Origin of the sequence: Bradyrhizobium mercantei, from assembly GCF_001982635.1 — a bacterium.
GTDB lineage: Bacteria > Pseudomonadota > Alphaproteobacteria > Rhizobiales > Xanthobacteraceae > Bradyrhizobium > Bradyrhizobium mercantei.
This window is the reverse complement of sequence record NZ_MKFI01000012.1, coordinates 24,712-49,750: the sequence shown is the minus strand read 5'-3', so window position 1 is coordinate 49,750 and position 25,039 is coordinate 24,712. Positions and strand designations below refer to the sequence as shown.

At 64.3% G+C, this 25,039-nt stretch carries 21 protein-coding genes; 12 read left to right on the top strand and 9 right to left on the bottom strand.

Annotated features, from left to right (window positions below; all coding sequences use genetic code 11):
* Positions 1-47: 47 nt before the first annotated feature.
* The 5 genes from BI327_RS38380 to BI327_RS43400 form a co-directional block, all read right to left on the bottom strand.
* A complete protein-coding gene (locus tag BI327_RS38380) occupies positions 48-3,200 on the bottom strand; it encodes an efflux RND transporter permease subunit (protein ID WP_076866827.1) in 3,153 nt (1,050 codons plus the stop codon).
* Between the two features lie 9 nt (positions 3,201-3,209).
* Positions 3,210-4,352: an efflux RND transporter periplasmic adaptor subunit gene (locus BI327_RS38375; RefSeq protein WP_076866826.1), complete on the bottom strand. Its 1,143-nt coding sequence runs from the start codon at positions 4,350-4,352 to the stop codon at positions 3,210-3,212.
* Positions 4,349-4,603, bottom strand: a complete 255-nt coding sequence (locus tag BI327_RS38370; RefSeq protein ID WP_245335060.1) for a hypothetical protein — start codon at positions 4,601-4,603, stop codon at positions 4,349-4,351. The genes BI327_RS38375 and BI327_RS38370 overlap by 4 nt, the downstream gene beginning before the upstream one ends.
* 144 nt (positions 4,604-4,747) lie before the next feature.
* The gene (locus BI327_RS38365; RefSeq protein ID WP_076866824.1) at positions 4,748-5,107 is read right to left on the bottom strand and encodes a hypothetical protein; all 360 of its coding nucleotides are present in this window, start codon (positions 5,105-5,107) and stop codon (positions 4,748-4,750) included.
* 227 nt (positions 5,108-5,334) lie between these two features.
* Positions 5,335-5,775, bottom strand: a complete 441-nt coding sequence (locus BI327_RS43400) for a cysteine rich repeat-containing protein (RefSeq protein WP_245335059.1) — start codon at positions 5,773-5,775, stop codon at positions 5,335-5,337.
* A 159-nt stretch (positions 5,776-5,934) separates the two neighbouring features.
* Here BI327_RS43400 and BI327_RS38355 point away from each other — a divergent pair, with 159 nt between their 5' ends.
* Positions 5,935-6,690, top strand: coding sequence for a Crp/Fnr family transcriptional regulator (locus BI327_RS38355; protein WP_083742387.1), 756 nt, complete (start codon positions 5,935-5,937; stop codon positions 6,688-6,690).
* Between the two features lie 327 nt (positions 6,691-7,017).
* Here the strand turns inward: BI327_RS38355 and BI327_RS38350 are convergent, their stop codons facing one another.
* A complete protein-coding gene (locus tag BI327_RS38350; protein ID WP_076866822.1) occupies positions 7,018-7,617 on the bottom strand; it encodes an ANTAR domain-containing response regulator in 600 nt (199 codons plus the stop codon).
* The gene (locus BI327_RS38345) at positions 7,614-8,777 is read right to left on the bottom strand and encodes a transporter substrate-binding domain-containing protein (RefSeq protein WP_076866820.1); all 1,164 of its coding nucleotides are present in this window, start codon (positions 8,775-8,777) and stop codon (positions 7,614-7,616) included. The genes BI327_RS38350 and BI327_RS38345 overlap by 4 nt, the downstream gene beginning before the upstream one ends.
* 434 nt (positions 8,778-9,211) lie before the next feature.
* Between BI327_RS38345 and BI327_RS38340 the strand changes: the two genes are divergently transcribed.
* From BI327_RS38340 to BI327_RS38300, 9 genes are all read left to right on the top strand, one after another.
* Positions 9,212-10,612: an amidase gene (locus BI327_RS38340; protein WP_076866818.1), complete on the top strand. Its 1,401-nt coding sequence runs from the start codon at positions 9,212-9,214 to the stop codon at positions 10,610-10,612.
* An 18-nt stretch (positions 10,613-10,630) separates the two neighbouring features.
* Entirely contained in the window at positions 10,631-11,626 is a 996-nt protein-coding gene (locus tag BI327_RS38335) for an acetamidase/formamidase family protein (protein WP_076866817.1), read from the top strand.
* A 60-nt stretch (positions 11,627-11,686) separates the two neighbouring features.
* On the top strand, positions 11,687-12,901 hold the full coding sequence (locus BI327_RS38330; RefSeq protein ID WP_089025712.1) for an urea ABC transporter substrate-binding protein: 1,215 nt from the start codon (positions 11,687-11,689) through the stop codon (positions 12,899-12,901).
* Between the two features lie 94 nt (positions 12,902-12,995).
* Positions 12,996-13,862, top strand: coding sequence for an ABC transporter permease subunit (locus BI327_RS38325; protein ID WP_076866814.1), 867 nt, complete (start codon positions 12,996-12,998; stop codon positions 13,860-13,862).
* A gap of 13 nt (positions 13,863-13,875) precedes the next feature.
* A complete protein-coding gene (locus tag BI327_RS38320; protein ID WP_076866812.1) occupies positions 13,876-14,949 on the top strand; it encodes a branched-chain amino acid ABC transporter permease in 1,074 nt (357 codons plus the stop codon).
* A 3-nt stretch (positions 14,950-14,952) separates the two neighbouring features.
* Entirely contained in the window at positions 14,953-15,672 is a 720-nt protein-coding gene (locus BI327_RS38315; protein ID WP_076866810.1) for an ABC transporter ATP-binding protein, read from the top strand.
* Entirely contained in the window at positions 15,662-16,372 is a 711-nt protein-coding gene (locus BI327_RS38310) for an ABC transporter ATP-binding protein (protein WP_083742386.1), read from the top strand. Before BI327_RS38315 ends, BI327_RS38310 begins: the two co-directional genes overlap by 11 nt.
* A gap of 60 nt (positions 16,373-16,432) precedes the next feature.
* On the top strand, positions 16,433-17,194 hold the full coding sequence (locus tag BI327_RS38305) for an SDR family NAD(P)-dependent oxidoreductase (protein ID WP_076866925.1): 762 nt from the start codon (positions 16,433-16,435) through the stop codon (positions 17,192-17,194).
* Between the two features lie 86 nt (positions 17,195-17,280).
* Positions 17,281-18,684, top strand: a complete 1,404-nt coding sequence (locus BI327_RS38300; protein ID WP_076866808.1) for an amidase — start codon at positions 17,281-17,283, stop codon at positions 18,682-18,684.
* A 3-nt stretch (positions 18,685-18,687) separates the two neighbouring features.
* Here the strand turns inward: BI327_RS38300 and BI327_RS38295 are convergent, their stop codons facing one another.
* Both BI327_RS38295 and BI327_RS38290 read right to left on the bottom strand, forming a co-directional pair.
* Positions 18,688-20,292 carry an ABC transporter substrate-binding protein gene (locus BI327_RS38295; RefSeq protein WP_076866806.1) on the bottom strand — a complete coding sequence of 535 codons (1,605 nt, stop codon included), beginning with the start codon at positions 20,290-20,292 and terminating at the stop codon, positions 18,688-18,690.
* Between the two features lie 22 nt (positions 20,293-20,314).
* Complete coding sequence (locus BI327_RS38290; protein WP_076866804.1) at positions 20,315-21,517, bottom strand: serine hydrolase domain-containing protein; 1,203 nt, start codon at positions 21,515-21,517, stop codon at positions 20,315-20,317.
* 233 nt (positions 21,518-21,750) lie between these two features.
* Here BI327_RS38290 and BI327_RS38285 point away from each other — a divergent pair, with 233 nt between their 5' ends.
* Positions 21,751-22,425: a helix-turn-helix transcriptional regulator gene (locus tag BI327_RS38285; protein WP_076866802.1), complete on the top strand. Its 675-nt coding sequence runs from the start codon at positions 21,751-21,753 to the stop codon at positions 22,423-22,425.
* Between the two features lie 901 nt (positions 22,426-23,326).
* Positions 23,327-24,904: a gamma-glutamyltransferase family protein gene (locus tag BI327_RS38280; protein ID WP_076866800.1), complete on the top strand. Its 1,578-nt coding sequence runs from the start codon at positions 23,327-23,329 to the stop codon at positions 24,902-24,904.
* Positions 24,905-25,039 lie beyond the last annotated feature (135 nt).

Sequence of the window (25,039 nt, the reverse complement as noted above, 5' to 3'; positions counted from 1 at the left end):
GCCGCGGCACACTTCGGCTCGGCCGAGGACCTCCAAAACTGCCGCTCTCATAAGATGCTCCTGTGCGGTTCCATCGCCTTGGCTTTCCGGGCTTCTCGCCAATTCGCGAAACGCTGGACCACGACGAAGAACGCCGGTACGAACAGTACGGCCAGACAGGTCGAGGCGATCATGCCCGAGAACACCGTGATGCCGATCGACTTGCGGGCGCTGGCGCCGGCTCCGGTCGCAAGCACCAGTGGCACCACGCCCAGAATGAAGGCAAAGGCCGTCATCAGGATGGGCCGGAAGCGGGCGCGGGCCGCAGCGACCGCCGACTCGATCAGCGACTTGCGGTCGCGCACGTGATGCTCGAGCGCCACTTCGACGATCAGGATCGCGTTCTTCGCCGACAGCGCGATCAGCAGAATGATGCCGATCTGGGTGTAAAGATTGTTGTCGATCCGCAGGCCCGAGAGCACGAGCATCGGCCCAAGCAGCGATAGCGGCACGGCCAATATGACCGAGATCGGCGCATACCAGCTCTCGTATTGTCCGGCGAGCACGAGATAGACCAGCAGCAGCGCGAGGCCGAACACGATGTATATCTGCCCGCCGACCGCCTTCTCCTGGTACGACATCGCAGTCCAGTCATAGCCGGTGCCCGGCGGCAGCGTCCTGGCGGCGATTTGTTCCATCAGCGCCATCGACTGGCCAGAGCTGTAACCGGGCGCCGGCAGGCCGATGATGGTTGCGGACGGATAGAGGTTGTAGAGGCTGATCAGCGAGGGCCCCACCGACGGCGTGACCGTCGCCACCGTCCCAATCGGAATCATGTCGCCATCGCTGTTGCGCACCATCATGTTGTCGATGTCGCGCGCGGTCAGACGGAATTTGGAATCCGCCTGGGCGTAGACCTGGAAGGTGCGGCCGAACTTGGTGAACTGATTGACGAAGCTCGCGCCGAGATAGGATGACAGCGTCGAGAAGACCTGGTCGGGGGTGACATGCAGTGTCTGACACTTGACGCGGTCGACCTCGACGTCGAACTGCGGCACCATCGAGCGGAACGGCGACGAGACGCGCTGCAGCGCGCTCTGCGTCTGCGCATCGGCGACGACCGTGCCGGTGACCGCTTGCAGCTTGCTATAGTCGGCGGTGCCGTCGCGCAGTTCGACCTGCATGGCAAAGCCTGCGGCATTGCCGATGCCTTGAATCGGCGGCGGCGGGATCACCAGGATCCGCGCTTCTGGAAGCGCCGCAAGCTTCTCGTTGAGCCCGATGACCAGCGAGCGGAGGTCCTCGCCGGGCCCGCGCGAGTCCCAGTCCTTCAGGATCAGATAGGCGACGCCGGCATTGGCAAGGCTCGACGAGTTGTCGAGTGCGGAGATGCCGGCGATGGAGACCACGTTCTTGACGCCGGGCGTTTTCCTGGCGATCTCGGTGACTTGGTCGAGCACGCGCTGGGTGCGGTCGAGCGCGGCGCCGTCAGGCAGTTGCACGGCGGCGAGGAGATACCCCTGGTCCTCGATCGGAATGAAGCCGGTCGGTATCCGCGACAGGCCATAGCCGGCGAGCGCGATCAGGATCAGCGCGATCAGGACCGAGGTGCCGGCGTGCCGGACGATGCTTCCGATCAACCTGGCATAGCTGCGCTCCAGGCGGTCATAGACGGCGTTGAAACCTCGGTAGAAGATGTTGCGCCGTTCTGGCGGCACCGGACGGTGCAGCCACAAGGCGCATTGCGTCGGCTTCAGCGTCGCGGCATTCACCGCGCTGAGCAGCGCGGTCGCAGCGATCACCAGCGCGAACTGCGCGTACATCCGCCCGGTCAGCCCCGGCAGGAAAGCCGCCGGCAGGAACACCGAGATCAGGACCAACGTGATGCCGACGATCGGCGCGAACAATGCGTCCATCGCCTTGATCGCGGCGTCATGGCTGGACATGCCGCGCTCGATATTTTGCGCCGCGCCCTCGACCACGACGATCGCGTCATCGACCACAATGCCGATTGCGAGCACGATCGCAAACAAGGTCGACAGGTTGATGGTAAAGCCGAGCGCCGCCATCGCGGCGAACGCACCGATGATGGTGACCGGTACGGTGGTTGCCGGCACCAGCATCGCACGCCAGTCCTGCAGGAACACCAGGATCACCACCAGCACCAGCAGGCCCGCTTCGATAAGGGTCTTGTAGACCTCGATAATGGAGCCGTTGACGAACTTGGTCGTGTCGAACGGCGTGTCATATCTGACGTCGCGCGGAAACGCCTTCGCCAGCTCCGCCATCTTCCCCTCGACCGCCTTCTCGACCTCCAGCGCGTTGGCGCCCGGCGTCTGAAACACGCCGATGCCGATGGCGGGCTTGTTGTCGAGCGAGAAGACCTGGCTGTAGGTCTGTGCGCCGAGCTCGACCCGGCCGACGTCGCGCACCCGCGTCACGTCGCCATTGTTGCCGCTCTTGACGATGATACTTTCGAACTGGCTCGCATCGTCGAGACGGCCGTTGACGTTGAGTGTGTATTGGAAGGACTGGCCGGCCGGCGTCGGTGGGGCGCCGACCTGGCCCGCGGTGACCTGCTGGCTCTGCTGCTGGATCGCCTGGATCACATCCTGCGGCACAAGCCCTCGCGCCTGCAGCTTGTCGGGATCGAGCCACACCCGCATCGAATACTGTCCGGCGCCGAACACCGTGACGTTGCCGACGCCAGGCAGCCGCGAAAGCTCGTCGCGAATATTGATGGTGGCGTAGTTGGAGAGGAACAGACTGTCATAGGTCTTGTTCGGCGAGGTCAGCGTCACGAACAGCAGGATCGAGGTCGAGTTCTTCTGGACCGTGACGCCCTGGTCCTGCACCGCCTGCGGCAGTTGCGACAGCGCGGCCGACACCCGGTTCTGCACCAGCACCTGTGCGAAGTTGAGGTCTGTTCCGATCTTGAACGTGACCGTGAGCGTATAGGTGCCGTCGGCGCCGCTATTTGACTGCATGTAGAGCATGTTCTCGACACCATTGACCTGCTGTTCGATCGGCAGCGCCACGGTATCGGCCACCGTCTTGGCCGAGGCGCCGGGGTAGCGCGTCGTCACCTGAACGGTCGGCGGCACCACGTCGGGGTATTGCGCGACCGCGAGATTGTACAGCGCCACGCCGCCGATCAGGATCATCAGGATCGCGATGACGTTGGAGAGGACCGGCCTCTCGATGAAGTATTTCGAGATCATCGTGTGCCCCTATTCGGATACGTCGATCTTCCGCAGTTGCGGATCGACCTTCTGACCGGGAATCGCGCGCAGCAGCCCGGCAGTGATGACGCGGTCGTCCCCACTCAGGCCGCGTTCGATGACCCGCAGATCGCCCTCGCGCGGGCCGGCCGTCACCTTGCGCTGCTCGACCAGATTGTCGTTGTTCACGACCAGGACGTAGCGTCCGGCCTGATCGCTGCCGAGCGCGACATCGGGCACCAGCAACGCGTCCTGCTTGTCGAAGGGCACGCGGACCCGGACGTAGAAGCCCGGCAGCAAAGCGCGGTCGGGGTTGGAGAACACGCCGCGCGCCGCGAGCGTGCCGGTCGACTGGTTGAGGGAGGGCGAGACGTAGTCGAGCTTGCCCTTATGCGGATAGCCGATATCCGTCTGCAGCCCCACCTCGACCGGCACCTGCTTGAGGTCGTCCGCTGTCATGCCGCGCCGCCGCATCACATCGCGAATTCGCAGAACATCCTGTTCGTTGACGTTGAAATTCACATAGATCGGATCGAGCGCCACGATGGTGGCCAACTGGGTCGGCGACCCCACACCGACGAGCTCGCCGACCGAGACGAGGTGATTGGTGACGATGCCGTCAAATGGCGCCGCGACATTGGTGTAGCCGTAATTGATTTCGGCGATCTTGGCGTTGAGCTCGGCCTGCCGCCGGCTCGCCTGGGCGTTGTCGCGCGTGGCCGTCGAGACGTCGAGCGTCGACTGCGCGACGTCGTCCTTCTGGACCAGGATCGCTTGTCGCTGGAAATCGAGCTGAGCCTGTTTCAGCGTCGCCTGCCCGCCGGCTTCCGCGGCTCGCGCCTGCTCGAGCTGGAGCTTGTAGGTCTGCGGCTCGATCGTGAACAGGCTGGCGCCTTGCTTCACGAAAGCGCCGTCCTTGTAATTGATCGATTGCAGGAAGCCTTGCACACGCGCGACCAGGTCGACGGTGTTTATCGGCGCCAGATTTCCGGTCGTCTCCAGATAGCGCGTGAAGGTCTTCTGAACGGGGTGCGCGACCTCGACGACGCGTGGCGGCGGCGGAACGAACGTGTTCTGCTCGCACCCCGTGAGCAGAACACCGGCCGTCAAAGCGAGAAGATTGCGCCGACTGAAACCCATGCTGTTCTTCATTTGTGGAACTCCAAAGGGTGATTCCCGTGGCCGTGAGACAGTCGACGTCGACGATCGATCGTCGTCGCTTCCAGAAGCGCCGCCCGTCCGATGGACTTCAGCTCTCGTTTCAATGTCTTGCCGCCCTGCGCCGCCTCGAGTAACCGGCTGGCGACATGGGTACGGATCGTGACTGCGTCCGCAGCAACGCCCTCGCAGACTTCGCTGTGGATGGCGCGCAGGACAAAAACCATCTTCGGGTCGAGACTCATGACGCGTATCGATCTGATGTGGGGGAGGAAACCGCTGCTCGTCTGCCGGCGCTTTCATTCCGGCAGACGAGAGCGACGCTGGTGGGGTCGACGAGCTAGTGCCAACTCATATTGACGGACGCTCGTTGACGCGCATCGAGCCGATCAACGGACGTAGTAATAGCCGCGCGACCCGTAGACGACCGGCGGCGCGACATAGACGGCTGACGGCGCGGCGTAGGCCGATGTCGCTGCCGCGCCCACTGCTGCGCCCGCCACGGTGCCCGCGGCAATCGCGCCTCCGTAGCAGCAACCGCCAGCCCAGCCGCCGACGCGGTATCCGCCACCCCAATAGGCGCCTCCGCCGCGATAGGCTCCGTAGCTGAAGCCGTGACCACCGCCGAATCGCCCGACCGCGGCTCCGTGAAAGCCAGCTGCTGCGAACGCCCGGGCTTCTGCCGGCACAGCCAGCGATGTTGCGGTGATGGCGACGACCGATGCCGCCAAAACAAGATTACGTACCATCTGATAACTCCTTTAGTGACCGCCACGGTCGACACCGTGCAGCGGTGTTGCGTGTGAGTAACCAGAGCGCCTGGAGGTGCTGCCTGTTTCGGCGACCGCGAAGCAAGCAACCGTTCAGCGCTGGCTACGATGCGTTGTTAGATGAGGTGCGATCCGGGATCGTCACTCGCGTTACAGTCGAGCAGGAGGGAGCGTCACAAGCATGTGTTGGGCGCGTCCCGATCGGGCTACTTGCCCATTTTCGCTTTGACCGCTTGCAGCGCCTTCGCACAGCCAACGCTCACGTCGTCCGGATGCTGCTTGAGGCATTCGATCAGGGTGCCGCCCCCCGGAGTGACGCCAGGACACATCCTCTCCGTGTCGATCACACAGTGAGAAAGGGTGGTGCCACCCTGGGCTCTGGCCGCTGGTCCGGAAAGCGAGGTTAAGACGATTGCAAGCGCAGTTAGCGATGGTGCGGCGAAAGCGACAACCGATGCCGCCAAGACAAGTTTACGTGCCATCTGACAACTCCTTAAGTTACCGCGACGGTCGATGCCGTGCAGCGGTATTGCGTGAATAACCAGACCGCCTGGAGGTGCTGCCTGCCCGAACGACTGCGGAGCAAGTAGCTCTTCAGCGTTGGTTACGAATTGTTGTTCTGACGAGGCGCGATCGGCGATCGTCACGCGCGTTACAGTCGAGCATGAGGGGTGCATCACAAGCATGTGTTGGGCGCGTCATGCGTCTGATGACGCCTACAACTGCGGCACATGCTGAAATTTTGCTCGTCTCGGATGCCGAGCTAACGCCGCGGAAATCAGCAACGCTGGCAAATTGCCCTGGCAATGCCGGATTTTCGCCAGGTCGATTGGTTCCACCGGGCTCGATTTGAGATCGTCGCAGCGATACAATTGGGCGTGAGCGCGACAGACGAGGCACGTCGGATTTTGGAAGGCGCTGAATGGTTGGCGCCCGACGCCCTCAAGCTTGCCCCGCTATTGGTCGAACACGGCAGGCTGATCCGTCGTCCAGCAGGAGCATGGATTCACGCAGAGGGCGACGAGGATACCGGACTGCTCGTCGTCGTGGACGGCGCGGTCGATCTTTTTTGTCATGGAGCAGGCGAACAACGCGTACGTGTTGGGCTCATTGGACCAGGAACCGCCGGCGGGCAAAGCGTGCGCTTCGGCGGCGGGCGGCGTCTCGTAACTGCCGCAGCTGCAATCCCGTGCGAGATTCTCGTCATCTCGGACACCGCGCTGAGCCGCATCGCGGAACAATGCCCCGAAATCTGGCGCGCCGTCGCCAAACTACTCTATCGTCAGCTCCGCGCTGCCTTGAGGTTCGGCGCAGACGTATTGACCTTGCCACCCACCCAACGAATCGCCGCACGACTTTCGGACATCGCGGAAGCAACCGCGAGGCTTGACGCGCTGCCACTCAGCCAGCAGGCGTTGGGCGAAATGACGGGACTGACACGAAAGACAGTCAACGAGATCCTGCAACGGCTACAGGCCGATGGGGTGCTGGTGTGCGACTATCGGCGAATTGAGATTCGAGATATCGATCGATTGCGAGATATCGCTCGGCTTTCGACCTGAGAGCTTCTTGCAGCATCGAGTTTTGGCCGTTGGTTTTGTCCGCAACGGGGCCGAGCCAAAAGCGTTGCGTTTGGCCGGACTTCCGTGAATCAAACTCCCAAATTGGGGGCTCGAATCATGCGCTAAGAACTCGCCGAATATGAATGGGGTGCCATAAGGCCGATGCTATCGAACAAGCCGCGTGTCGAACGGCGACAGCCGCCAGCTCCTTTGCATGGGGTTGTTTTCGATATTTTGCTGGCGCGCACCTGCGGCGGCAGGGCAATCGTGCCCGATCGCTCCACGGACTCGTCATGCCCGGTCTTGGGCCGGCATCGGCGCGACCGGCTAACCGGCCGCTCGGGGCAGGGAGCCCTTTGCCGTGATCTCGGCCGAGAGCTCCTCGATGGTCTTGCGCTGCTCCATGGCGGACCGCCGGATCAGCGCAAAGGCGGCCGGTTCGGCCAGCGCATGCGTATGCATGACCTGGAGCACGGCGGCGAGCACGATGCGGCGCGAACGCAGCCGCTGCTCGAGCTTGAGCACCTGCTGCTTCAATTCATTGGTGCGCTCGCTTCGTTCGAAGGCCAGCACGAGCGCGGCATAGATGCCGGCCGAGCGCAGCGGCTTGACCAGGAACGAGGCCGGATCGAGGTCGAGCACGAGCTTCAGGCGGCTCGGCGTCTCCGTTCCGAGCAGGGCGATCACCGGGCTTCGGCCAAGCGCTGCACGCTGCGCCGCCGAGGTGAGCGGCAAAAACTCGTCGTCGATCAGCGTCACATCCGGCCGGCAGTCGATATTGGCGCCGGGCTCCCAGCTCGGCTCCCATATCGCGATGTCGATCCCGAGACGCTCGAACTGGCGCCTGACGATGGTGGCGTCGCGCTCGTCCTTGATGGCGACGAGCGCCTTGCGTCCGCGCAGCGAAAATGACGACGGCTTGCTCATTTCACCACCCGCAAATGTGGCGCATTCGGCAGGGTCGCATCCCTTGCAGGGCTGGCGGCGATGTCGAGCTGCGTCAGATAGGGATCCGGCTTAACTGGAGCTTCAGCTTCCCAGAAGATATCAAACTGGCCTTCGGCGTTGGAGACGGCGAGCCGCGGCGTCAGGACGCAGTGGTTGTTGCTGCCGTCGATCCAGACCGGACCTTGCGGCGAATTGTAGCGATGGCCGGCCGCCGCGCGCCGCACCTCGCCGATATCGGACGTTCCGGCGCGCTGCAGTGCGCGGGCCAGCAGATAGACCGCGACATAGGCGGATTGGCCGTCGACGGACGGGCTAGAGTGGTCGCCGTGGCGCGCCTTCCAGCGCGCGACGAAGGCCTGATTCTCGGGCAGGCGAATGCTTTCGAAATAGGCCGATGACGTGATGCATCCGGCCGATGCGGGGCCGGCGATCTTCAGCTCGGGCTCGCACAGGCTGCAGCTCAGCATCGGGATGTCGAGGCCGGCCGCGCTGGTTGCGGCGTGGAACGCGCGGATGAAATCATAGCTCGAGCTGCCGACCAGCGTATTGAAGACGACCGGCGGCCGCCGCCGCACGATCTCGTCGACGATATGCGCGACCGCGCTTTCACCGAGCTCGAGCAGGCGTTCCGCAAGAATCTTCCCGCGCGCCGCCGTCACCAGCTCGCGGGTGACGCGATTGGTTTCCCAGGTCCAGACATAGTTGGAGCCGACGCAGAAGATCTCGCGCGACAGATTGTCGAGCACGTAGCGCACCAGCGGCAGCACGTTGTGATTGGGCGAAGCGCCGACATAGATGACGTTGTCGGAGCATTCGAACCCTTCGTAGCGCGCCGGGTACCAGAGCAGGCGGTCGGTGCGTTCGACGATCGGCAGCACCTGCTTGCGGGAGGCCGAGGTGTAGCAGCCGATGATGTGCTCGACCCCGACATTGCGAATGAGGTCGTCGCAGACCGTGTGGTATTCCGAAATGATGCCGCGGGGATCGCGGATATGCGCTGATATCGCGAAGTCGAACTCGTCCTGCTCGTTGATCTCGTCGACCGCCATCATGGCGCTCTTGAGGATCTCGCGGCCCATGGCCTGATAAGGCCCGTGCTGCGAGCAGATGATGCCAACGGGAATGGACGGCTTTGTCATCGACGACTTTCAGTGCAACTTGAGGAAGGAAATCATCTTCGCAGAGGTCGGCGCAAGAGGTCATGCCGATTTGCTGCGCATGCACCTCGCGAAATTTGTGCAACCAGCCTCGTTGACAACGCGCTGCACACCTCCTTAGAATTTTCTCCTACAGGGCTTCCTGTCGAACCTTGCGTGCGTCGATTTGGCCGATGACGTCCCGATCGCCGCGCAGAGTGCTCCGTTCGATCCAGAGCCCCACGCGATAGTTCATAGCCGCGGCATTTGGGCCATTCGTCACCTTCGTTTCGGAGGGGCGGGTGGCTTTTTGCTTTTGCCGCCAAACAAATTGGCGACACGTCCGTGTCGCCAAGCCGGAGGCGCATGCGCGGTGATGGGCAGTGCCTGCGCTTGCGTCCTGCCAAATGCGGTGCCAAGTGCGGGGATGAGAAACGATGCCGACGACGGATCTTCACTATCTCGGACTGATTGAGGTCGGGCAGCAAATCCAGGCCAGGAAGCTCTCGCCGGTCGAGGTGACCAAGGCGATGCTCGGGCGGATCGAGCAGCTCGACGGCAAGCTCAAGAGCTACGCCCATGTGATGGGCGATGCAGCGCTCGCCGAAGCGGCCGCTGCCGAGAAGGACATCGCGTCCGGCAAGATCAGGGGGCCGCTGCACGGCGTGCCGATCGCGGTCAAGGATCTGTGCTGGGCCAAGGGCGCGCCGGCCGCGCATGGCATGACGATCCACCGTGACTTCCGCCCCACCGAGGATGCCACCGTCGTCGCCCGGCTGAAGGATGCCGGCGCCATCATCCTCGGCAAGCTGCAGCAGACCGAGGGCGCCTATGCCGACCATCATCCGAAGATCGATCCGCCGAAGAATCCGTGGAATGCCGATCTGTGGTCCGGCGCGTCCTCGAGCGGTTCCGGTGTTGCCACCGCCGCCGGGCTCTGCTTCGGCTCGCTTGGAACCGACACCGGCGGATCGATCCGCTTTCCGTCGGCCGCCAACGGCATCACCGGGCTAAAGCCGACCTGGGGCCGCGTCAGCCGTTACGGCGCCTTCGAGCTCGCGGCGACGCTCGACCATATCGGTCCGATGGCGCGCAACGCCGCCGATTGTGGCGCGATACTGGCCGTGATCGCCGGCCAGGATCCCAAGGACACCACCTCGGTGCCGCTGCCCGTGCCGGACTATCTCGCCGGCCTGACCGGAGATCTGCGCGGGGTGTCGATCGGGGTCGATCGGCGCTGGACCAGCGAGGGCACCGACGAGGCCGCCGGCAAGGTGCTCAGCGAAGGTCTGCGCGTCGCCGCCGACCTCGGCGCGAAGATCAAGGACATCACGTTCCCCGACCCCAAGGCTGTGATCGAGGACTGGTTCCCGCTGTGCGGCATCGAAGTGGCCGTCGCGCATGAGGAAACCTATCCCGCACGCAAGGACGAATACGGCCCGGCGCTCGCCGGCCTGCTTGATCTCGGCCGGGCGCAATCCGGCATGGACTATCAGAAGATCGTGCTGCGGCGCGAAGCGTTTCGCGGTGCGGTGCGGCTGCTGTTCGAGACGGTCGATCTCCTCGCGGTCCCGGCCCAGGCATTCGCCGCGCCGACATTGGCCAAGATGGCGGCGCTGGGTGAGGACCCGTCGCTGATCACCGGGCTGCTGCGTTTCACCTGTCCGTTCGACATGACCGGCAGCCCGACCGTGACGCTTCCCGGCGGCTTCGCGCCGAACGGCGGTCCGGTCGCCTTCCAGTTCGTCGGCCGTCACTTCGACGAGGCAAGCCTCGTCCGCGCGGGCGATGCCTTCCAGCGCGTCACCGACTGGCATAAGCGCCATCCCGCGATTTGAGTTCAAGGAGCCGTTCGCATGACCGAAGACTGGTTGAAGAGTTCCATCATGGCCAAGCGGGCCGTCGCCAAGGGCGCAACCGGCACGACCCATAGTCTGACGATCGAGCAGCAGGGCGGTTTCCATTACGTCTACGGCCCCTATGCCAAGCCGACGCTGTCGATCGATCCCGGCGGGGTGGTGGTCGTCGAGACCGAAGATGCCTTCGGCGGCGTGCTGACGAGCGAGAACGATAGCCCCACCGCCAAGCTGAACTTCCCCTACCTGAATCCGCAATGCGGGCCGATCGCGGTGAAGGGCGCCAAGAAGGGCGATTGCCTCGCCGTCTATATCCGCGACGTCGAGACCCGCGGTGCGCAGCCGGCCGGCACGACCTGCATCATTCCGGAATTCGGCGGCCTGGTCGGGACCGCATCGACGGCGCTGCTCAATCCGCCGCTGCCGGAGCGCGTCAAGAAGCTGCATGTCGACCGCAACGGCGTGCGCTGGAACGACAAGATCACGCTGCCCTATGAGCCGTTCATCGGCACGATCGGCGTGTCGCCCGAGATCGAGGCGATCTCCTCGCTGCAGCCGGACTATCACGGCGGCAACATGGATCTGCCGGACGTCGCACCGGGCGCGATCATCTATCTGCCGGTGCATGCCGACGGCGGGCTGCTCTATGTCGGTGACTGCCACGCCACGCAGGGCGATGGCGAGCTTTCCGGCGTCGCGCTCGAGCAGCGCGCGACCGTGACGCTGCAGATCGATCTGATCAAGAACTGGAGCTTTGCCTGGCCGCGGCTGGAAACGCGCGACTTCATCATGACGATCGGCAGCGCACGTCCGCTCGAAGACGCGGCGCGGATCGCCTATCGCGAGCTGGTGCGATGGATGAGCGCCGATTACGGCTTCGATGAGATCGACGCCTACATGCTGCTGAGCCAGGCCGGCCGCATGCGGCTCGGCAACATGGTCGACCCCAAATACACGATGGGAGCATCGATCCTGAAGAATTACCTCAAGGCGTGAAACTTCAAACATCCTTCAACGACAGGGGATATCGCGATGTATTCGGGGCGACTAATCGGAATGGCTTTGCTTGGTGCAATGCTCGGAACGGCGCCAATTGGTAGCGCTCGGGCGGCAGAACCGCCGCTGAAGGTCGGCTTGCTGGAGGACGTCTCCGGCGACCTCGCATTCATGGGCATGCCGAAGCTGCACGGCTCGCAGCTCGCGGTCGAGGAGATCAACAAGAGCGGCGGCATTCTCGGCCGCCAGATCGAGCTGATCCATCTTGATCCCCAAGGCGACAATGCCCGCTATCAGGAGTTCGGCCGGCGGCTGCTCAATCGCGACAAGGTCGACGTGCTGATCGGCGGCATCACCTCGGCGTCGCGCGAGGCATTGCGCCCGATCGTCGATCGCACCACCACGCCGTATTTCTATACGAACCAGTATGAAGGCGGCGTCTGCGACGCCAGCATGATCAGCATGGGGGCGGTGCCGGAGCAGCAGTTCTCGACCCTGATCCCCTGGATGGTCCAGAAGTTCGGCAAGAAAGTCTACGTGATCGCCGCCGACTACAATTTCGGACAGATCTCGGCGGAGTGGAACCGCAAGATCATGAAGGATCTCGGCGGCGAGGTCGTGGGCGAGGAATTCATCCCGCTCGGCGTCTCGCAGTTCGCGCAGACGATCCAGAACATCCAGAAGGCGAAGCCGGACTGGCTGCTGACGATCAATGTCGGCGCCGCGCAGGATTCGTTCTTCGAGCAGGCGGCCGCGGCCAACCTCAATCTGCCGATGGGGTCCTCGATCAAGATCATGCTCGGTTTCGAGCACAAGCGGTTCAAGCCGCCGGCGCTCAACAACATGCATGCGACCGCGAACTGGTTCGAGGAGATCGACACGCCTGAAGCCAACGACTTCAAGAAGCGCTGGCACGCCAAGTTCCCCGACGAGCTCTACATCAACGATATGGGCTACAACGCCTACAACGCGCTCTACATGTACAAGGCGCTGGTCGAGAAGGCGAAGTCGACCAAGCTCGAGGACATGCGCAAGGTGATCGCATCAGGCGATGCCTGCATCGACGCTCCCGAGGGCAAGGTCTGCATCGACCCGAAGAGCCAGCATACGTCGCACCGCATGCGCCTGATCTCGGTCGGGCCCAAGCATGAGGTGACCGTCGAGAAGGACTACGGGACGATCCAGCCGTATTGGTTGGGCGAGATCGGCTGCGATCTCACCAAGAAGAACGACAAGGATCAGTACACGCCGAGTCATCTTCCCAGCAAATCGTGACGCGCACGGGCACGAATCTTGCTCGTGTTGTGCGTCATGACTTCCAAGCGAACCGGCGCCGCAATGATGCGGCGCCGTGATCACGGAGAGCGGAATGTCGGCTGAACTCTTCTCGGTATTCTATCAGTTCGCCGACGTCTTCGCGTTCCTGATCCTGTCGGCTGCAGGCCTTGCCATCGTGTTCGGCATGATGGGCGTCATCAACATGGCGCATGGCGAGTTCATCATGTGCGGCGCCTACGTGACCGTGGGTCTGGTGAATCTCGGCGTGCCGCTTCCGATCGCCCAGATCCTGGCCGCACTGACTGCCGGGATCATTGGCATGATCGTCGAGTTCTTGATCGTGCGGCGCTTCTACAAGCGTCCGCTCGACTCGCTGCTCGCCACCTGGGGCCTCAGCCTGATCGTGACGCAATCGATGCTGTTGATCGTCGGTTCCGCAGTGCGCGGGATCGGCACGCCCGAAGGCAGCTTCGCGATCGGCGGCTACACGTTCTCGACCTACCGGCTGGTGCTGTTTGGCGCTGCGGTGGCGGTGCTGGCCGGGCTCTACATCATCTTCATGAAGACCCGTTTCGGCGTGGTCGCACGGGCAACGATGCAGAACGCGGCGATGGCCAAGGCGCTGGGCGCGCGCACCGGTCGCATCTACTCGATCAGCTTCGGCATCGGCACGGCGCTCGCGGGACTTTGCGGCGCGCTTTACGCGCCGACCATGACGCTGATCCCGACCATGGGCGCGACCTTCGTGGTCGAGAGCTTCGTCACGGTCGTGATCGGCGGCGCCAACGTCCTGCTCGGAACCGCGCCGGCCGCCGTGTTCCTGGCGATCATCCGGATGGCGCTGAATGCGAGTTATGGCCAGATCATCGGCCAGATCGGCATGCTGTTTGCAGTCATCCTGATCATCCGTGTCCTGCCCGAAGGGCTATCCAGCGTATTGGTTCGCCGTGGGCGCTAGACGGGAATATCCGATGTTGAAGCTGCTCGATGGCCCGCAGACGCTCGGACGCGGCAGGATCTTCTGGTCCTGCTTCCTTGCCGTGCTGGCGGGCGCGCTGATCTATCCGGTGTTCGCGGATTCCTATGATGTCGGCAATTTCGCCTACTTCCTGATCTGGATCTTCATGGCGCTCGGGCTCTGCCTGATGTGGGGCTACGGCGGAATGCTGTCCTTCGGCCAGACCTTCTTCTTCGGCATCGCCGGCTACGGTTACGGCGTGCTCGCCATCAACATGGGCGGCGGAACGGCGACGATCGCCGCGCTTGTCCTCTCGGTCGTCATCGCGATGATCGCAGCGGGGATCCTCGGCTACTTCATGATCTGGGGCGGCATCAGCGGCATCTTCTTCGGCATCGTGACGCTGTCGGCGACGCTGGTGCTGGCCTTCTTCCTTGGACAGACCGCCGGGCCGGAATGGCACATCGGGCCGGCGCGTCTGAACGGCTTCAACGGCATGAAGGGCATGGACCCGCTGACCGTCGGCGACTTCGATATCGAGGGATCCGCACTTTATTACGTCATGATCGCGCTGATCGTGATCGTCTACATCGCGCTGCGCATGCTGGTGAACTCGAGCGTCGGCAACGTGATCGTGGCGACGCGTGAGAACCCGCAGCGTGCCGAGATGCTCGGCTACGACGTCCGCAAATATCAGTTGCTGACCTTCGTAATCGGCAGCGGCCTCGCAGGGCTCAGCGGTGCGCTGTACACGTCGTGGGGGCAGTTCATCACGCCGTCGAGCATCGGCCTGCCGGCGGCGGCGATGCCGATCGTGTGGGTGGCGTTCTCCGGACGCAACGATCTGACCGCGACCCTGGTCGGGTCGTTCCTGCTGCTGTTCGGCTTCCAGACCATCACGGTCTACAGCCAGCAAGCCGCGCTGGTGCTGATGGGCGTGCTGCTGCTCGCCACCGTGATGCTGGCGCCGCAGGGGTTCGTGCTCGGGATCGGCAAGCTCGTTGTCGATTGGTGGAGCAGGCGCCGGCGGCGCGACGAGGGCCCGGCGCTGGCCGACGCCGGCCGTCTGCAATCGGATGAGACCTGAGCCATGGCACTGGTCGATGTGAAAGGCGTCTCCAAGCGTTTCGGTGGATTGACCGCCGTCTCCGAGGTTGATCTCTCGGTCAATGCCGGCGAGGTGCACTGCTTGATCGGGCCCAATGGGGCCGGGAAGAGCACGCTGTTCAAGCTGATCGTCGGGCTTTATCCGCCGACCACGGGCAGCATCTTCTTCGATTCCGTCGAGATCACCGCCGAGCGGCCCTACGCGCGGGTGCAGCGGGGCATGAGCATCAAGATGCAGGCGCCGAGCGTATTCAAGGAGCTGCCGGTGCGGCAGAACATCCAGATCGCGTTGCAGGAACGGCTCTCGGGCGCCGAGCGGGTTGCTGAAGAGGAGCGGCTGCTGGCGCTGCTCAATCTGGCCGATGACGGCGGCAAGCTCGCCGGCGCGCTGTCGCACGGCCAGCAGCAATGGCTGGAGATCGGGATGGCGCTGGCGTTGCGGCCGCAGCTGCTGCTGCTGGACGAGCCGACAGCCGGCATGTCGCCGGAGGAGACCTACAAAACCGGCGAGCTGATCAAGTCGTTCAACGCCGAAGGCATGACCGTGCTGGTCGTCGAGCACGACATGGCGTTCGTGCGGCAGGTCGCCCAGCGCGTCACGGTGCTGCATCTCGGCAAGATCTTCGCGCGCGGCAGCCTCGAGGCCATCCTGGAAGACCAGAAGGTCGCGGAAATCTACCTGGGTAAGACCCATGCCCACTGATCGCATTCTGGAGGTGTCGGGACTTTGGGCGGGCTATGGCGCGACGCCGATCCTGCAGGGCGTCAGCATGCAGGTCTCGCGCGGCGAGATCGTCGGTGTGATCGGCCGCAATGGCGTCGGCAAGTCGACCCTGATGCGCTGCCTGATCGGCCTGCTGCAGAGCTGGCGCGGCACCATCACCTTCATGGATCAGGATGTGACGCAGCTCGAGGCCGATGCGCGGGCGCGCGCAGGCTTCGGCTACATCCCGCAGGGCCGCGACGTGTTTCCGCAGATGAGCGTGGAGGAGAACTTGCAGGTCGGCGAGCTGATCGGCGGGCCGGACGGAAAGAAGCTACCCGAGCTCGTCTACCAGTATTTCCCGCGCCTGAAGGAGCGTCGCCGGCAGATCGCGGGCACCATGTCGGGCGGCGAGCAGCAGCAACTGGCGATCGGCCGCGCGCTGATCGGCAATCCGTCGCTGATGATCCTCGACGAGCCGTCCGAGGGCATCCAGCCGTCGATCGTGCAGCACATCTGCGAGGCGCTGAAATCGTTCCGCAGCGAGCTCGGCACCACGATCATCTTCGTCGAGCAGAATCTCGACACCATCCTGGAGATCGCCCAGCGCTGCTACATCATGGAGAAGGGCAAGATCACGCGATCGCTGGCCGGCGAGGAGGTCAACGAGGATAATGTTCGTGCGCAGCTGCTGCTTTGACCGGCTGCGCCACGTGGTGAAGTGCAGTTTCCATAATCGATAATAACGGAGGGAATGGACATGGATCTGGGACTCAAGGGAGCAAAGGTTCTCGTCACCGGCAGCACCAAGGGCATCGGCAGGGCGATCGCCGACACGTTTGCGGCAGAGGGCGCCAATGTCGGCATCTGTGCGCGCAACCAGGCGGATGTCGATAGCGCCGTTGCCGCGATCAAGGCCAAGGGCGTCGCGGCGTTCGGCGGTGCCGTCGACGTCTCGAATGGGCCGGCGCTGAACGCCTGGGTCGCCGACATGGCGTCCAAGCTCGGCGGCATCGACGTCGTGGTCGCCAATGTCAGCGCGCTCTCGATCGGGCAGGACGAGGAGAGCTGGGAGAAGGAATTCTCCACCGACATGATGGGGACGGTGCGTCTCGTCAACGCCGCGATGCCGCATCTCGAGAAGAGCAAGGCGGCCGCGATCGTCACCATCTCCAGCGTGTCGGGGCGCGAAGTCGATTTCGCCAGCGGTCCTTACGGCACGTTCAAGGCCGCGATCATCCACTACACGCAAGGGCTCGCCTACCAGCTCGCGGCCAAGGGCATCCGGGCCAATTCGGTGTCGCCGGGCAACACCTATTTCGAGGGCGGTGTCTGGAACATGATCAAGGACGGCAATCCCGAACTGTACAAGACCGCGCTGGCGCTCAACCCGACCGGCCGCATGGGCACGCCGCAGGAGATGGCGAATGCCGCCGTGTTCCTGGCGAGCAAGGCGGCGAGCTTCATCACCGGAACCAATCTCGTGGTGGACGGTGCGTTGACGCGCGGCGTCCAGTTCTAGGCACGTCCGGCCGTCAGCATAGCGACGTGATCGCTGCCCGCGGCGGCGATCCGCGCCGGCTTTATCCGACAACAACAGGGCATCAGATGTCAGCGGATCCATTGCACTACAAGTCGATCACCGAGATATCCGAACTGTTTCGCCGCAGGGAGGCAAAACCGTCGGAGATCACCGAGGCGATCCTGAGCCGGATCGCGAAACTGGATGGACAGTTTCACGGCTACGCGCTCGTCCTTGCGGAGCGGGCCATGGCCCAGGCCAGGCAGTACGACGCGGAGATCGCCAAGGGCATCTGGCGCGGCCCGCTGCATGGCGTTCCGATCGGGCTGAAGGACCTCTGCTACACGACGTTCGCGCCGACCGCGGGCGGCACCACGATCCACGCCAAGTTCGTGCCGTCCTTCAATGCCACGATCGTGGACCGGCTCGAAGTCGCCGGTGCGATCACGCTCGGCAAGCTGAAGATGACGGAGGGCGCCTATACCAGCCATCATCCTGCAATTCCGGCCCCGCTCAATCCGTGGAATGTGAATTATTGGGTCGGCTCGTCGTCGAGCGGATCTGGCGTCGCGACTTCGGCAGGGCTCTGCTACGGCTCGATCGGCAGCGACACCGGCGGATCGATCAGGTTTCCGTCGGCGACCTGCGGCTTGACCGGCATCAAGCCGACCTGGGGCCGCGTCAGCCGGCACGGCATCTTTCCGCTGGCCGACTCGCTCGATCACGTCGGACCGATGTGCCGGAGCGCCGCGGATGCGGCGGCGATGCTCGGCGTCATCGCGGGCGCCGACGCCAACGATCCGACCGCCTTGCGGGCGCCGGTGCCGAACTATCTGGCCGGGGCAGGCCATGGCGTCAGGGGCCTTCGGATCGGCGTCGATCGCAGGTACACCCAGGAGGGCATCGATCGGCAGGTTGTGACCGCCTTGCTGCAGGCCGAGCGCACGCTCGCCGCGCTCGGTGCCGACATCCGCGAGGTGCATTTCCCGCCTTATCAGAAGCTCGTCAGCCAGTGGATTGCGATGTGCTCGGTGGAGACCGCCGAGGCGCATCTGGACACCTACCCGTCGCAGAAGTCGGACTACGGACCGGACCTCGCCCAGCTGATCGAGCAGGGCAGATCTGTGAGCGGCGTCGACATCGCCGCGATTCATCACGAGCGGCTGAAGTTCAGCGGAAGTCTGGCCGCGATGTTCGAGGATATCGATCTCCTCCTGATCCCCACGATGCCGGTGCCGATCCCGACGCTGACGAAGATGAGCGAGTATGGCGCCGATCCCAGCGTGCTCCTGAGCATTCTCCGCTTCACGGCAGTGTTCGACTTCTCGGGCAGCCCGACCATCACGCTGCCGATGGGCATGGCGTCGGACCAGATGCCGCTCAGCATGCAGCTGGTCGGCCCGCATCTGGCCGAAGACGTGCTGGTCCGCGCCGGTTGCGCGTTCCAGTCGGTCACCGATTGGCACACGCGGCGGCCGCCGATCGAATAGCCGTCAGCCGGTCTTGTCGACGTTCCAGAACAGCGGCACCGGTGCGCGAACGATGTCCTTCAGCGCCTTCCGCGTCGCGGCCGGCTGATTGTACTGGCCGGTCGGCACGTGGGTAACTACCTCATAGGCGCGCGCCTGGATCTTGCCGGCCAGCGCCTTCTGGTCCGGCGGCGCCGTAGCACGGGCAAAACCGTCGCGCAGCCGCTCGAGCTCGGCGTCCTCGACCCAGCCGAAGAAGCCGCCATTCTTGCCCTTGCCGTTGACGCAGGCATTGCCGATCGGATTGACCAGGTCGGCGCTGGCCCAGGTCGAATGGTAGAGCGACCAGCCGCCCTCGGCCGGCATCGACTGCTTGGCGCGCCGCGCCACCACCGAACCCCAGTCCATCGCCAGCAAATTGACGTTCATCCCGATCGCGCGCAGCGCCTCCGCGGTGACCGTGCCGAGCGCGGTGATGATCGGAGCGTCGGTCGCGTGCAGGATCGTGATCGGCTCGCCCTTGTAGCCGCCCTGCTTGAGCAGCTCCTTGGCCTTTGCGGTGTCGGCCCTGGTCGACCAGCCGACCGCGCTTTCGAACGGCGTGCCGGCGACGAAGATCGCGGGCGTGACCTTGTAGTAGTCGGGGTTGCCGATCTGGGTGTCGAGCCAGTCCCTCTGGTTCACGGCATGCAGCACCGCCTGGCGGATCTCGGGCCGATCGAACGGCGGCACCAGCCAGTTCATCCGGCACATGCCGGAGAAGCCGAGCGTATTGTAGTCGGTCAGCTCGACATTCGCGGCGCGCGCGAGCATCGCATGATGGTCGTGCGGCGGCACCTCGAAATAGTCGATCTCGTCGTTCATCAGCGCGTTGGTCGCGATCTGGAAGTCCGGTACGCTGATCCATTCGTAGCGGCCGATCTTCACCACCTTGCCGCCGCCGGTGCCGTCGGACGGTTCGTCGCGCGACACGTAGTCTGGATTCCTCTCGTACGCGGCCTTGACGCCGGGCTGAAATTCCGCCGTCACGAAGCGGAAGGGTCCGGAGCCGAGATGATCCGTGATGGCCTGGTCCGCAGGCGTTGCGGCAATCCGCGCCGGCACGATGAAGGGCACGTTGGCGGTCGGCTTGCCGAGCGCCGCCAGCACGAAGCCGCACGGCTCCTTCAGCACCATGCGGAAGCTGCGTTCGTCGGCCGCCTTCAGCTCGGCGACGAACTCGAACAGTTTCTGGCCCATCGTGTCGCGCCTGGCCCAGCGCTGCAGCGAGGGGATCACGTCGCCCGACGTCACCGCGCTGCCGTCATGGAATTTGAGGCCGGGCCGCAGGCGGAAGGTGTAGGTCAGGCCATCGGACGAGACCTCCCAGGCCTCGACCATCTGCGGCTTGATCTCGAATTTCGAATTGGTCGAGAACAGCGTGTCATAGATCATGTAGCCATGGTTGCGCGCGGTCCACGCCGTCGTCATGATCGGATCAGTGGCGCGCAGCGGTGCGTGCATGACCGCCGTGATCGTCTTCGTGCTGGCCCGCGCGATGCCCGGCATCGCAAGATTTGGCACCGCAATGCCTAGGCCTGCACCAGCGCCGATCTGCAGCAGACGGCGGCGGTTGATCGATGGTCCCATGATGTCCCCCTGTCGCAAGCAGTCAGGCCTTGCCGGCAAGTTTCGCCGCGATCGCGCGATAGCCGCGCATCCACATGTGATCGAGATCGAGGTCCATCGGCAGCGGCTGCGAGGAGACGCGCGCGATCACCGTCTCGTTGGCCGGATCGATGTAGATCCATTGGCCATGGATGCCGACAGCGGCAAACGGAGTTTCGCGCCGGTCGATCGTGTACCACTTGTTGCGATAATTTCCGTTCGGAAACACTTTCGTCAGGTCGCCGCGCGACCATGCCTCGGCATTGCCGTTCCGCCTGATGTCGTCGACCCACCAGCCCGGCACGACCTGCCGCCCGTTGCTGATGCCGTGATTGCGCATCGTCTCGCCGAACCGCGCGAGGTCGCGCAGCGTCGCGCAGATGCCGCCAGCGACGCGCGCCGCGCCGCGCGAATCGACGGTGATGTAGGCATCGTGCTCGGCGCCCATTGGCTGCCACAGATAGTACGAGAGAATTTTTGCGTAGGACATGCCGCAGGCGCGCTCATAGACCCAGCCAAGCACGTCGGTGTTGGTCGAGACATAATGGAAGATCTGGCCATGCGGCGCGCCATTCGGCCGCAGCGTGCGCAGATAGTCGCGCAGATTGCTCGGCGGAATGCTTGGATCCGGCGGCTCCCAGCCGGTCGAGCGCCGGTAGTTCATGACGTCGCCGTCGCGCGCCATGTAATCCTCGTCGAAGCGGATGCCGACGCTCATGTCGAGCAGATGCCGCACCGTGCAGCTGCCGCCATAGACCGATCCCTCCATCTCCGGGATGTAGCGCGTCACCGGCGCGTCGGGATCGAGCTTGCCGTGATCGGCAAGGATGCCGCCAAGCGTTCCAGCGACCGACTTGCTGACGGAAAAGATCAGATGCGGCGTATCAGGCGTCAGGCCGTGGGCATACCATTCGAACGCGACCTGTCCGCGATGCGATACCACGATGCCGTCAGTGTGGCTGGCACGCAGGGCCTGGCCGACGTTGATCGTCTCGCCGCGCGGATCGGCGAAGCTGACGTCGTCGAGATAGCGCGGCGCAAAGGACAGCGGCGCCGGCGCCTGGGCGCGTGCGATGTTCGCGGTCGGCAGCAGCTCGCGGACATTGCGGAATGCCCATTCATTGAAGGGATGCTGACGCCAGTTGGCGAGCGTGACCTGTTCGTCGGCCGCGGACGGGAAGGCGGCCATGATGCGACGCGAATTCATTCTTGATCCAGCAATGCCATTGGGGACGTGCAAAAGTTCCGCATGGGTCGCATCGCTCGCAATCAACCGGATGGTGGAGGGGGCCGCCGGGTTACTTCGGCGTAACCGTTGCCGGGATTGTGCGTGGCGCCGGTCTGGCCCGCAATTTGCTTGACTATGCTCCGCGGCTGCCCCAGCGTGACAACCATGCGACGCGCAGACGTTCGCCATCGGGAAACATCGGGAGGTAGGTCATGATCGCGCTTCTGGGCCGACCGGATCCGGCAACCACGCAAGCCATTCAGTTCGCACGGGGGATTCTCGAGGGTTCCGCGACCGCGTTCTACGAGGTCGACGGCAATCTGACGCTCAACCGCTTCGTGCTCTCCAGCAACGTCCCGCCGAGCTTTCACGACCAGTATCTCGCCGGCATGAACCGGCTCGATCCGTTGCATCCGCGCTCCGCGAGCAACCGCCCGATCGCGCGGCTGAGTGTCGCGCTCGACCAATGCGCGTCACAGGAGGCGGCGACCTACCGTGCCTTCGCGGGTCAATGCGGCGTTGCCGACATGATCGAGTTCTTCTTCCGCCGCAACGACCGGATCGTGGCCGGGATGAGCGTGCTCTGGGCGCCGGGCTGCGCGATCCCCGACGGCAGCATGCACATCGCCGAGAAGATCCACGACTATCTCGAGTTCAACCTGACCAGCCGCCTGTCGTCGAACGCCGACGAGCCGGCGCGCTATGGACTAACCTCGCGCGAGATGGAGGTCGTCGAGCTCCTGTGCTGCGGCCGGACCAACCGCGAGATCGGCGAATGCCTGAACATCGGTCTGGCGACGGTGAAGACGCACCTGATCCACATCTTCGAGAAACTCGGCGTCGAGACCCGCTCCGCCGTGGTGGCGATGATGTCGCGGCCGCATTAGGCGGGCGACGTCTGATTCAACGGTCGGACCGTTCTTCGGTGTCATCACCCGCGAAAGCGAAAGCGGGTGATCCAGTATTCCAGAGACAGCAGAGCTTGAGCCGAGAAGCCGCGGCGTACTGGATCGCCCGGTCCCGTCTTCGCCAAGGCTTCGACGAGGCCGTGAGTCCCTGGCGCGCCGAAGCTTTAGCGGAGGCGGCGAGCCGGGCGATGACAGATGTGGGTGACGCGACAGCGTCGCATTCTCGCGACATGATTTGTCCGAGCTTTGCCCTTCGGTTTCGCCGTTATGTCTTGATAGACTCTGGCTGAGTTGCCCGTCGCGCCAAATTGGCCGCATCCGCAATTGGGCGGGACCGTCGCTCCGTGGGCCGAAGCGGCGATCCCTCATCGCGCGATGTGCATGGTCGGGGTTTGGGGTTGACGTCGGCCAATCCGCACGACTGGGGGCATAGTAGACCGACAGTTGCACGCGACAATTGCCATTCCGAACTAGCCCCGAGTGACAGATTTGGTGACAGACCCGGCGGCGCAAAAGGAGTAGCGCGGCGCACCAATTGCGGTTCCCGGTGGATGGAGCTCAGGAAAGAGGCCTAACGTCATGGGTGGAGGCTGGCCGCTACGGCCTCCAAAACCGCCGTCGGCCCCAGCTCACCCCCTGAGCTGGGGCGCGTCGGAGCGCATGTTCGAAGCGCAGCGAGGGGCGTGCCGATCAGAGGCGTGAGCTGACCTTCGTTGTCGCAGGCTTCGTCGCTGCGGGACGAGCCTTGATGCCGTTTGGCCGATCCACCGTTAGGTGGATTGCTGCTCACCGCGCGGCCGGCCGAGAGTTCAGCAAGGACCGGTGTCGTATTCGACAATGTTGGCGAGCGGCTGCCGCTCACGACATCAGAGGATTCGACATGCGTGATTTCATGGCCATCGGTCGCTCGGTCGCGGTTGCGGAGCGCGGGATGGCCGCAACCTCGCACCCGCAGGCGACGCTTGCCGCGGTGGAGATGCTGAAGGCCGGTGGCAACGCCGTCGATGCCGCGGTGGCGGCGGTCGCGGTGCAGGGCGTGGTCGAGCCGCAGATGACCGGGATCGGCGGCGACTGTTTTGCGCTATATTCGCCAAAGGCCGGCGAGCCGATCGCGCTGAACGGTTCGGGCCGCACGCCCGCCGGTACTGACGTTGAGAAATTCTCCGCAAGCGGTGCGCGCGACATTCCGCCGACCGCGCCCGAGGCGGTGACCGTGCCCGGCGCGATCGATGCGTGGTGCCGCCTGGTCGCCGATCACGGCAGCAAGTCGCTGGAGGAGATCTTCCGGCCGGCGATCTCGGCCGCCGAGCAGGGCTTTTGCGTGACGCCGCGCGTCGCCGAGGACTGGCGCCGCTTCCGGGCCCGGATCGAGATCGATGCCAACGCGGCGGCGCAGTTCCTTCCCGGCGGCAAGACGCCTGAGGTCGGCGACATCCGTGCACAACCGGCGCTCGGCCGCACCCTGCGCCGGATCGCGCAGCACGGGCGGGATGCGTTCTACGCCGGCGAGGCTGCTGACGAGATGGTCAGCGTCCTGCGCGGGCTCGGCGGAGCCCACTCGACCGACGATTTCGCCGCGCAGATCTCGGATTACGTGCAGCCGATCTCGGCGCGCTACCACGATCACGACGTGGTCGAGTGTCCGCCCAACGGGCAGGGCCTGGCCGCGCTGATGATCCTGCGGACGCTTGCCGGCTTCGACGTCGGTGCGCTCGCGCAGGCCGATCGCATCCATCTGCTTGCCGAGGCGACCAAGGCCGCCTACCGCGCGCGTGACGCTTACTTCTGCGATCCCGCCACCGGTAACGTCGATCCGGCTGCATTCCTCGCCGAAGACTATATCGGGCGAATCCGCAGCAAGATCGACATGGTCAGCGCCTCCGCGGCAGCGACCTGGGACGATATCGAGCATCGCGACACCGTCTATGTCACGGTGGTCGACCGCGACCTCAATGCCGTCTCGTTGATCAACTCGCTGTTCTATCCGTTCGGCAGCGGCATCTATGCGCCGAAGTCCGGCGTCCTGCTGCACAACCGCGGCTGGAGCTTTCGGACCAGGCCCGGACACCCGAACTCGCTCGGCCCGCGCAAGCGGCCGATGCACACCATCATCCCGGGCCTCGTCCGCAAGGACGGCAGGACCGTGATGTCGTTCGGCGTGATGGGCGGGCATTATCAGGCCGCGGGCCACGCCAACCTGCTGTCGAACATCTTCGACTTGAAGATGGACATCCAGACCGCGGCCGAGGCGCCGCGCTCGTTTGCCTTCGACGGCGCGCTGTCGCTGGAGACGACGATCTCTCCCGACATCCGCGACGAGCTGCGCGCCCGCGGCCACGATGCCCGCTTCTCCGAGGAGCCGATCGGCGGCTGTCAGGCGATCCGCATCGACCATGCCAGGGGCGTTCTGTTCGGGGCCTCCGACCATCGCAAGGACGGTCTGGCGCTGGGGTTTTGAGGCGCTGCCGCTTGCCCGCATTGCGGCAGGCGGCCGAGCATCCACCGGACGGTGGATTGTTCCGAATGCCGACATGTCGAACGTTTGGCGTCACGCTGGCGTCGTGCGCGGTTCGGCCGCTGTGCACCGCACGGG

Coding starts and splice junctions, on each gene's coding strand:
- BI327_RS38380 (WP_076866827.1), bottom strand. CDS start 3,200: ATGATCTCGAAATACTTCATCGAGAGGCCGGTCCTCTCCAACGTCATC.
- BI327_RS38375 (WP_076866826.1), bottom strand. CDS start 4,352: ATGAAGAACAGCATGGGTTTCAGTCGGCGCAATCTTCTCGCTTTGACG.
- BI327_RS38370 (WP_245335060.1), bottom strand. CDS start 4,603: ATGAGTCTCGACCCGAAGATGGTTTTTGTCCTGCGCGCCATCCACAGC.
- BI327_RS38365 (WP_076866824.1), bottom strand. CDS start 5,107: ATGGTACGTAATCTTGTTTTGGCGGCATCGGTCGTCGCCATCACCGCA.
- BI327_RS38355 (WP_083742387.1), top strand. CDS start 5,935: ATGCCGGATTTTCGCCAGGTCGATTGGTTCCACCGGGCTCGATTTGAG.
- BI327_RS38350 (WP_076866822.1), bottom strand. CDS start 7,617: ATGAGCAAGCCGTCGTCATTTTCGCTGCGCGGACGCAAGGCGCTCGTC.
- BI327_RS38345 (WP_076866820.1), bottom strand. CDS start 8,777: ATGACAAAGCCGTCCATTCCCGTTGGCATCATCTGCTCGCAGCACGGG.
- BI327_RS38340 (WP_076866818.1), top strand. CDS start 9,212: ATGCCGACGACGGATCTTCACTATCTCGGACTGATTGAGGTCGGGCAG.
- BI327_RS38335 (WP_076866817.1), top strand. CDS start 10,631: ATGACCGAAGACTGGTTGAAGAGTTCCATCATGGCCAAGCGGGCCGTC.
- BI327_RS38330 (WP_089025712.1), top strand. CDS start 11,687: ATGGCTTTGCTTGGTGCAATGCTCGGAACGGCGCCAATTGGTAGCGCT.
- BI327_RS38325 (WP_076866814.1), top strand. CDS start 12,996: ATGTCGGCTGAACTCTTCTCGGTATTCTATCAGTTCGCCGACGTCTTC.
- BI327_RS38320 (WP_076866812.1), top strand. CDS start 13,876: ATGTTGAAGCTGCTCGATGGCCCGCAGACGCTCGGACGCGGCAGGATC.
- BI327_RS38315 (WP_076866810.1), top strand. CDS start 14,953: ATGGCACTGGTCGATGTGAAAGGCGTCTCCAAGCGTTTCGGTGGATTG.
- BI327_RS38310 (WP_083742386.1), top strand. CDS start 15,662: ATGCCCACTGATCGCATTCTGGAGGTGTCGGGACTTTGGGCGGGCTAT.
- BI327_RS38305 (WP_076866925.1), top strand. CDS start 16,433: ATGGATCTGGGACTCAAGGGAGCAAAGGTTCTCGTCACCGGCAGCACC.
- BI327_RS38300 (WP_076866808.1), top strand. CDS start 17,281: ATGTCAGCGGATCCATTGCACTACAAGTCGATCACCGAGATATCCGAA.
- BI327_RS38295 (WP_076866806.1), bottom strand. CDS start 20,292: ATGGGACCATCGATCAACCGCCGCCGTCTGCTGCAGATCGGCGCTGGT.
- BI327_RS38290 (WP_076866804.1), bottom strand. CDS start 21,517: ATGAATTCGCGTCGCATCATGGCCGCCTTCCCGTCCGCGGCCGACGAA.
- BI327_RS38285 (WP_076866802.1), top strand. CDS start 21,751: ATGATCGCGCTTCTGGGCCGACCGGATCCGGCAACCACGCAAGCCATT.
- BI327_RS38280 (WP_076866800.1), top strand. CDS start 23,327: ATGCGTGATTTCATGGCCATCGGTCGCTCGGTCGCGGTTGCGGAGCGC.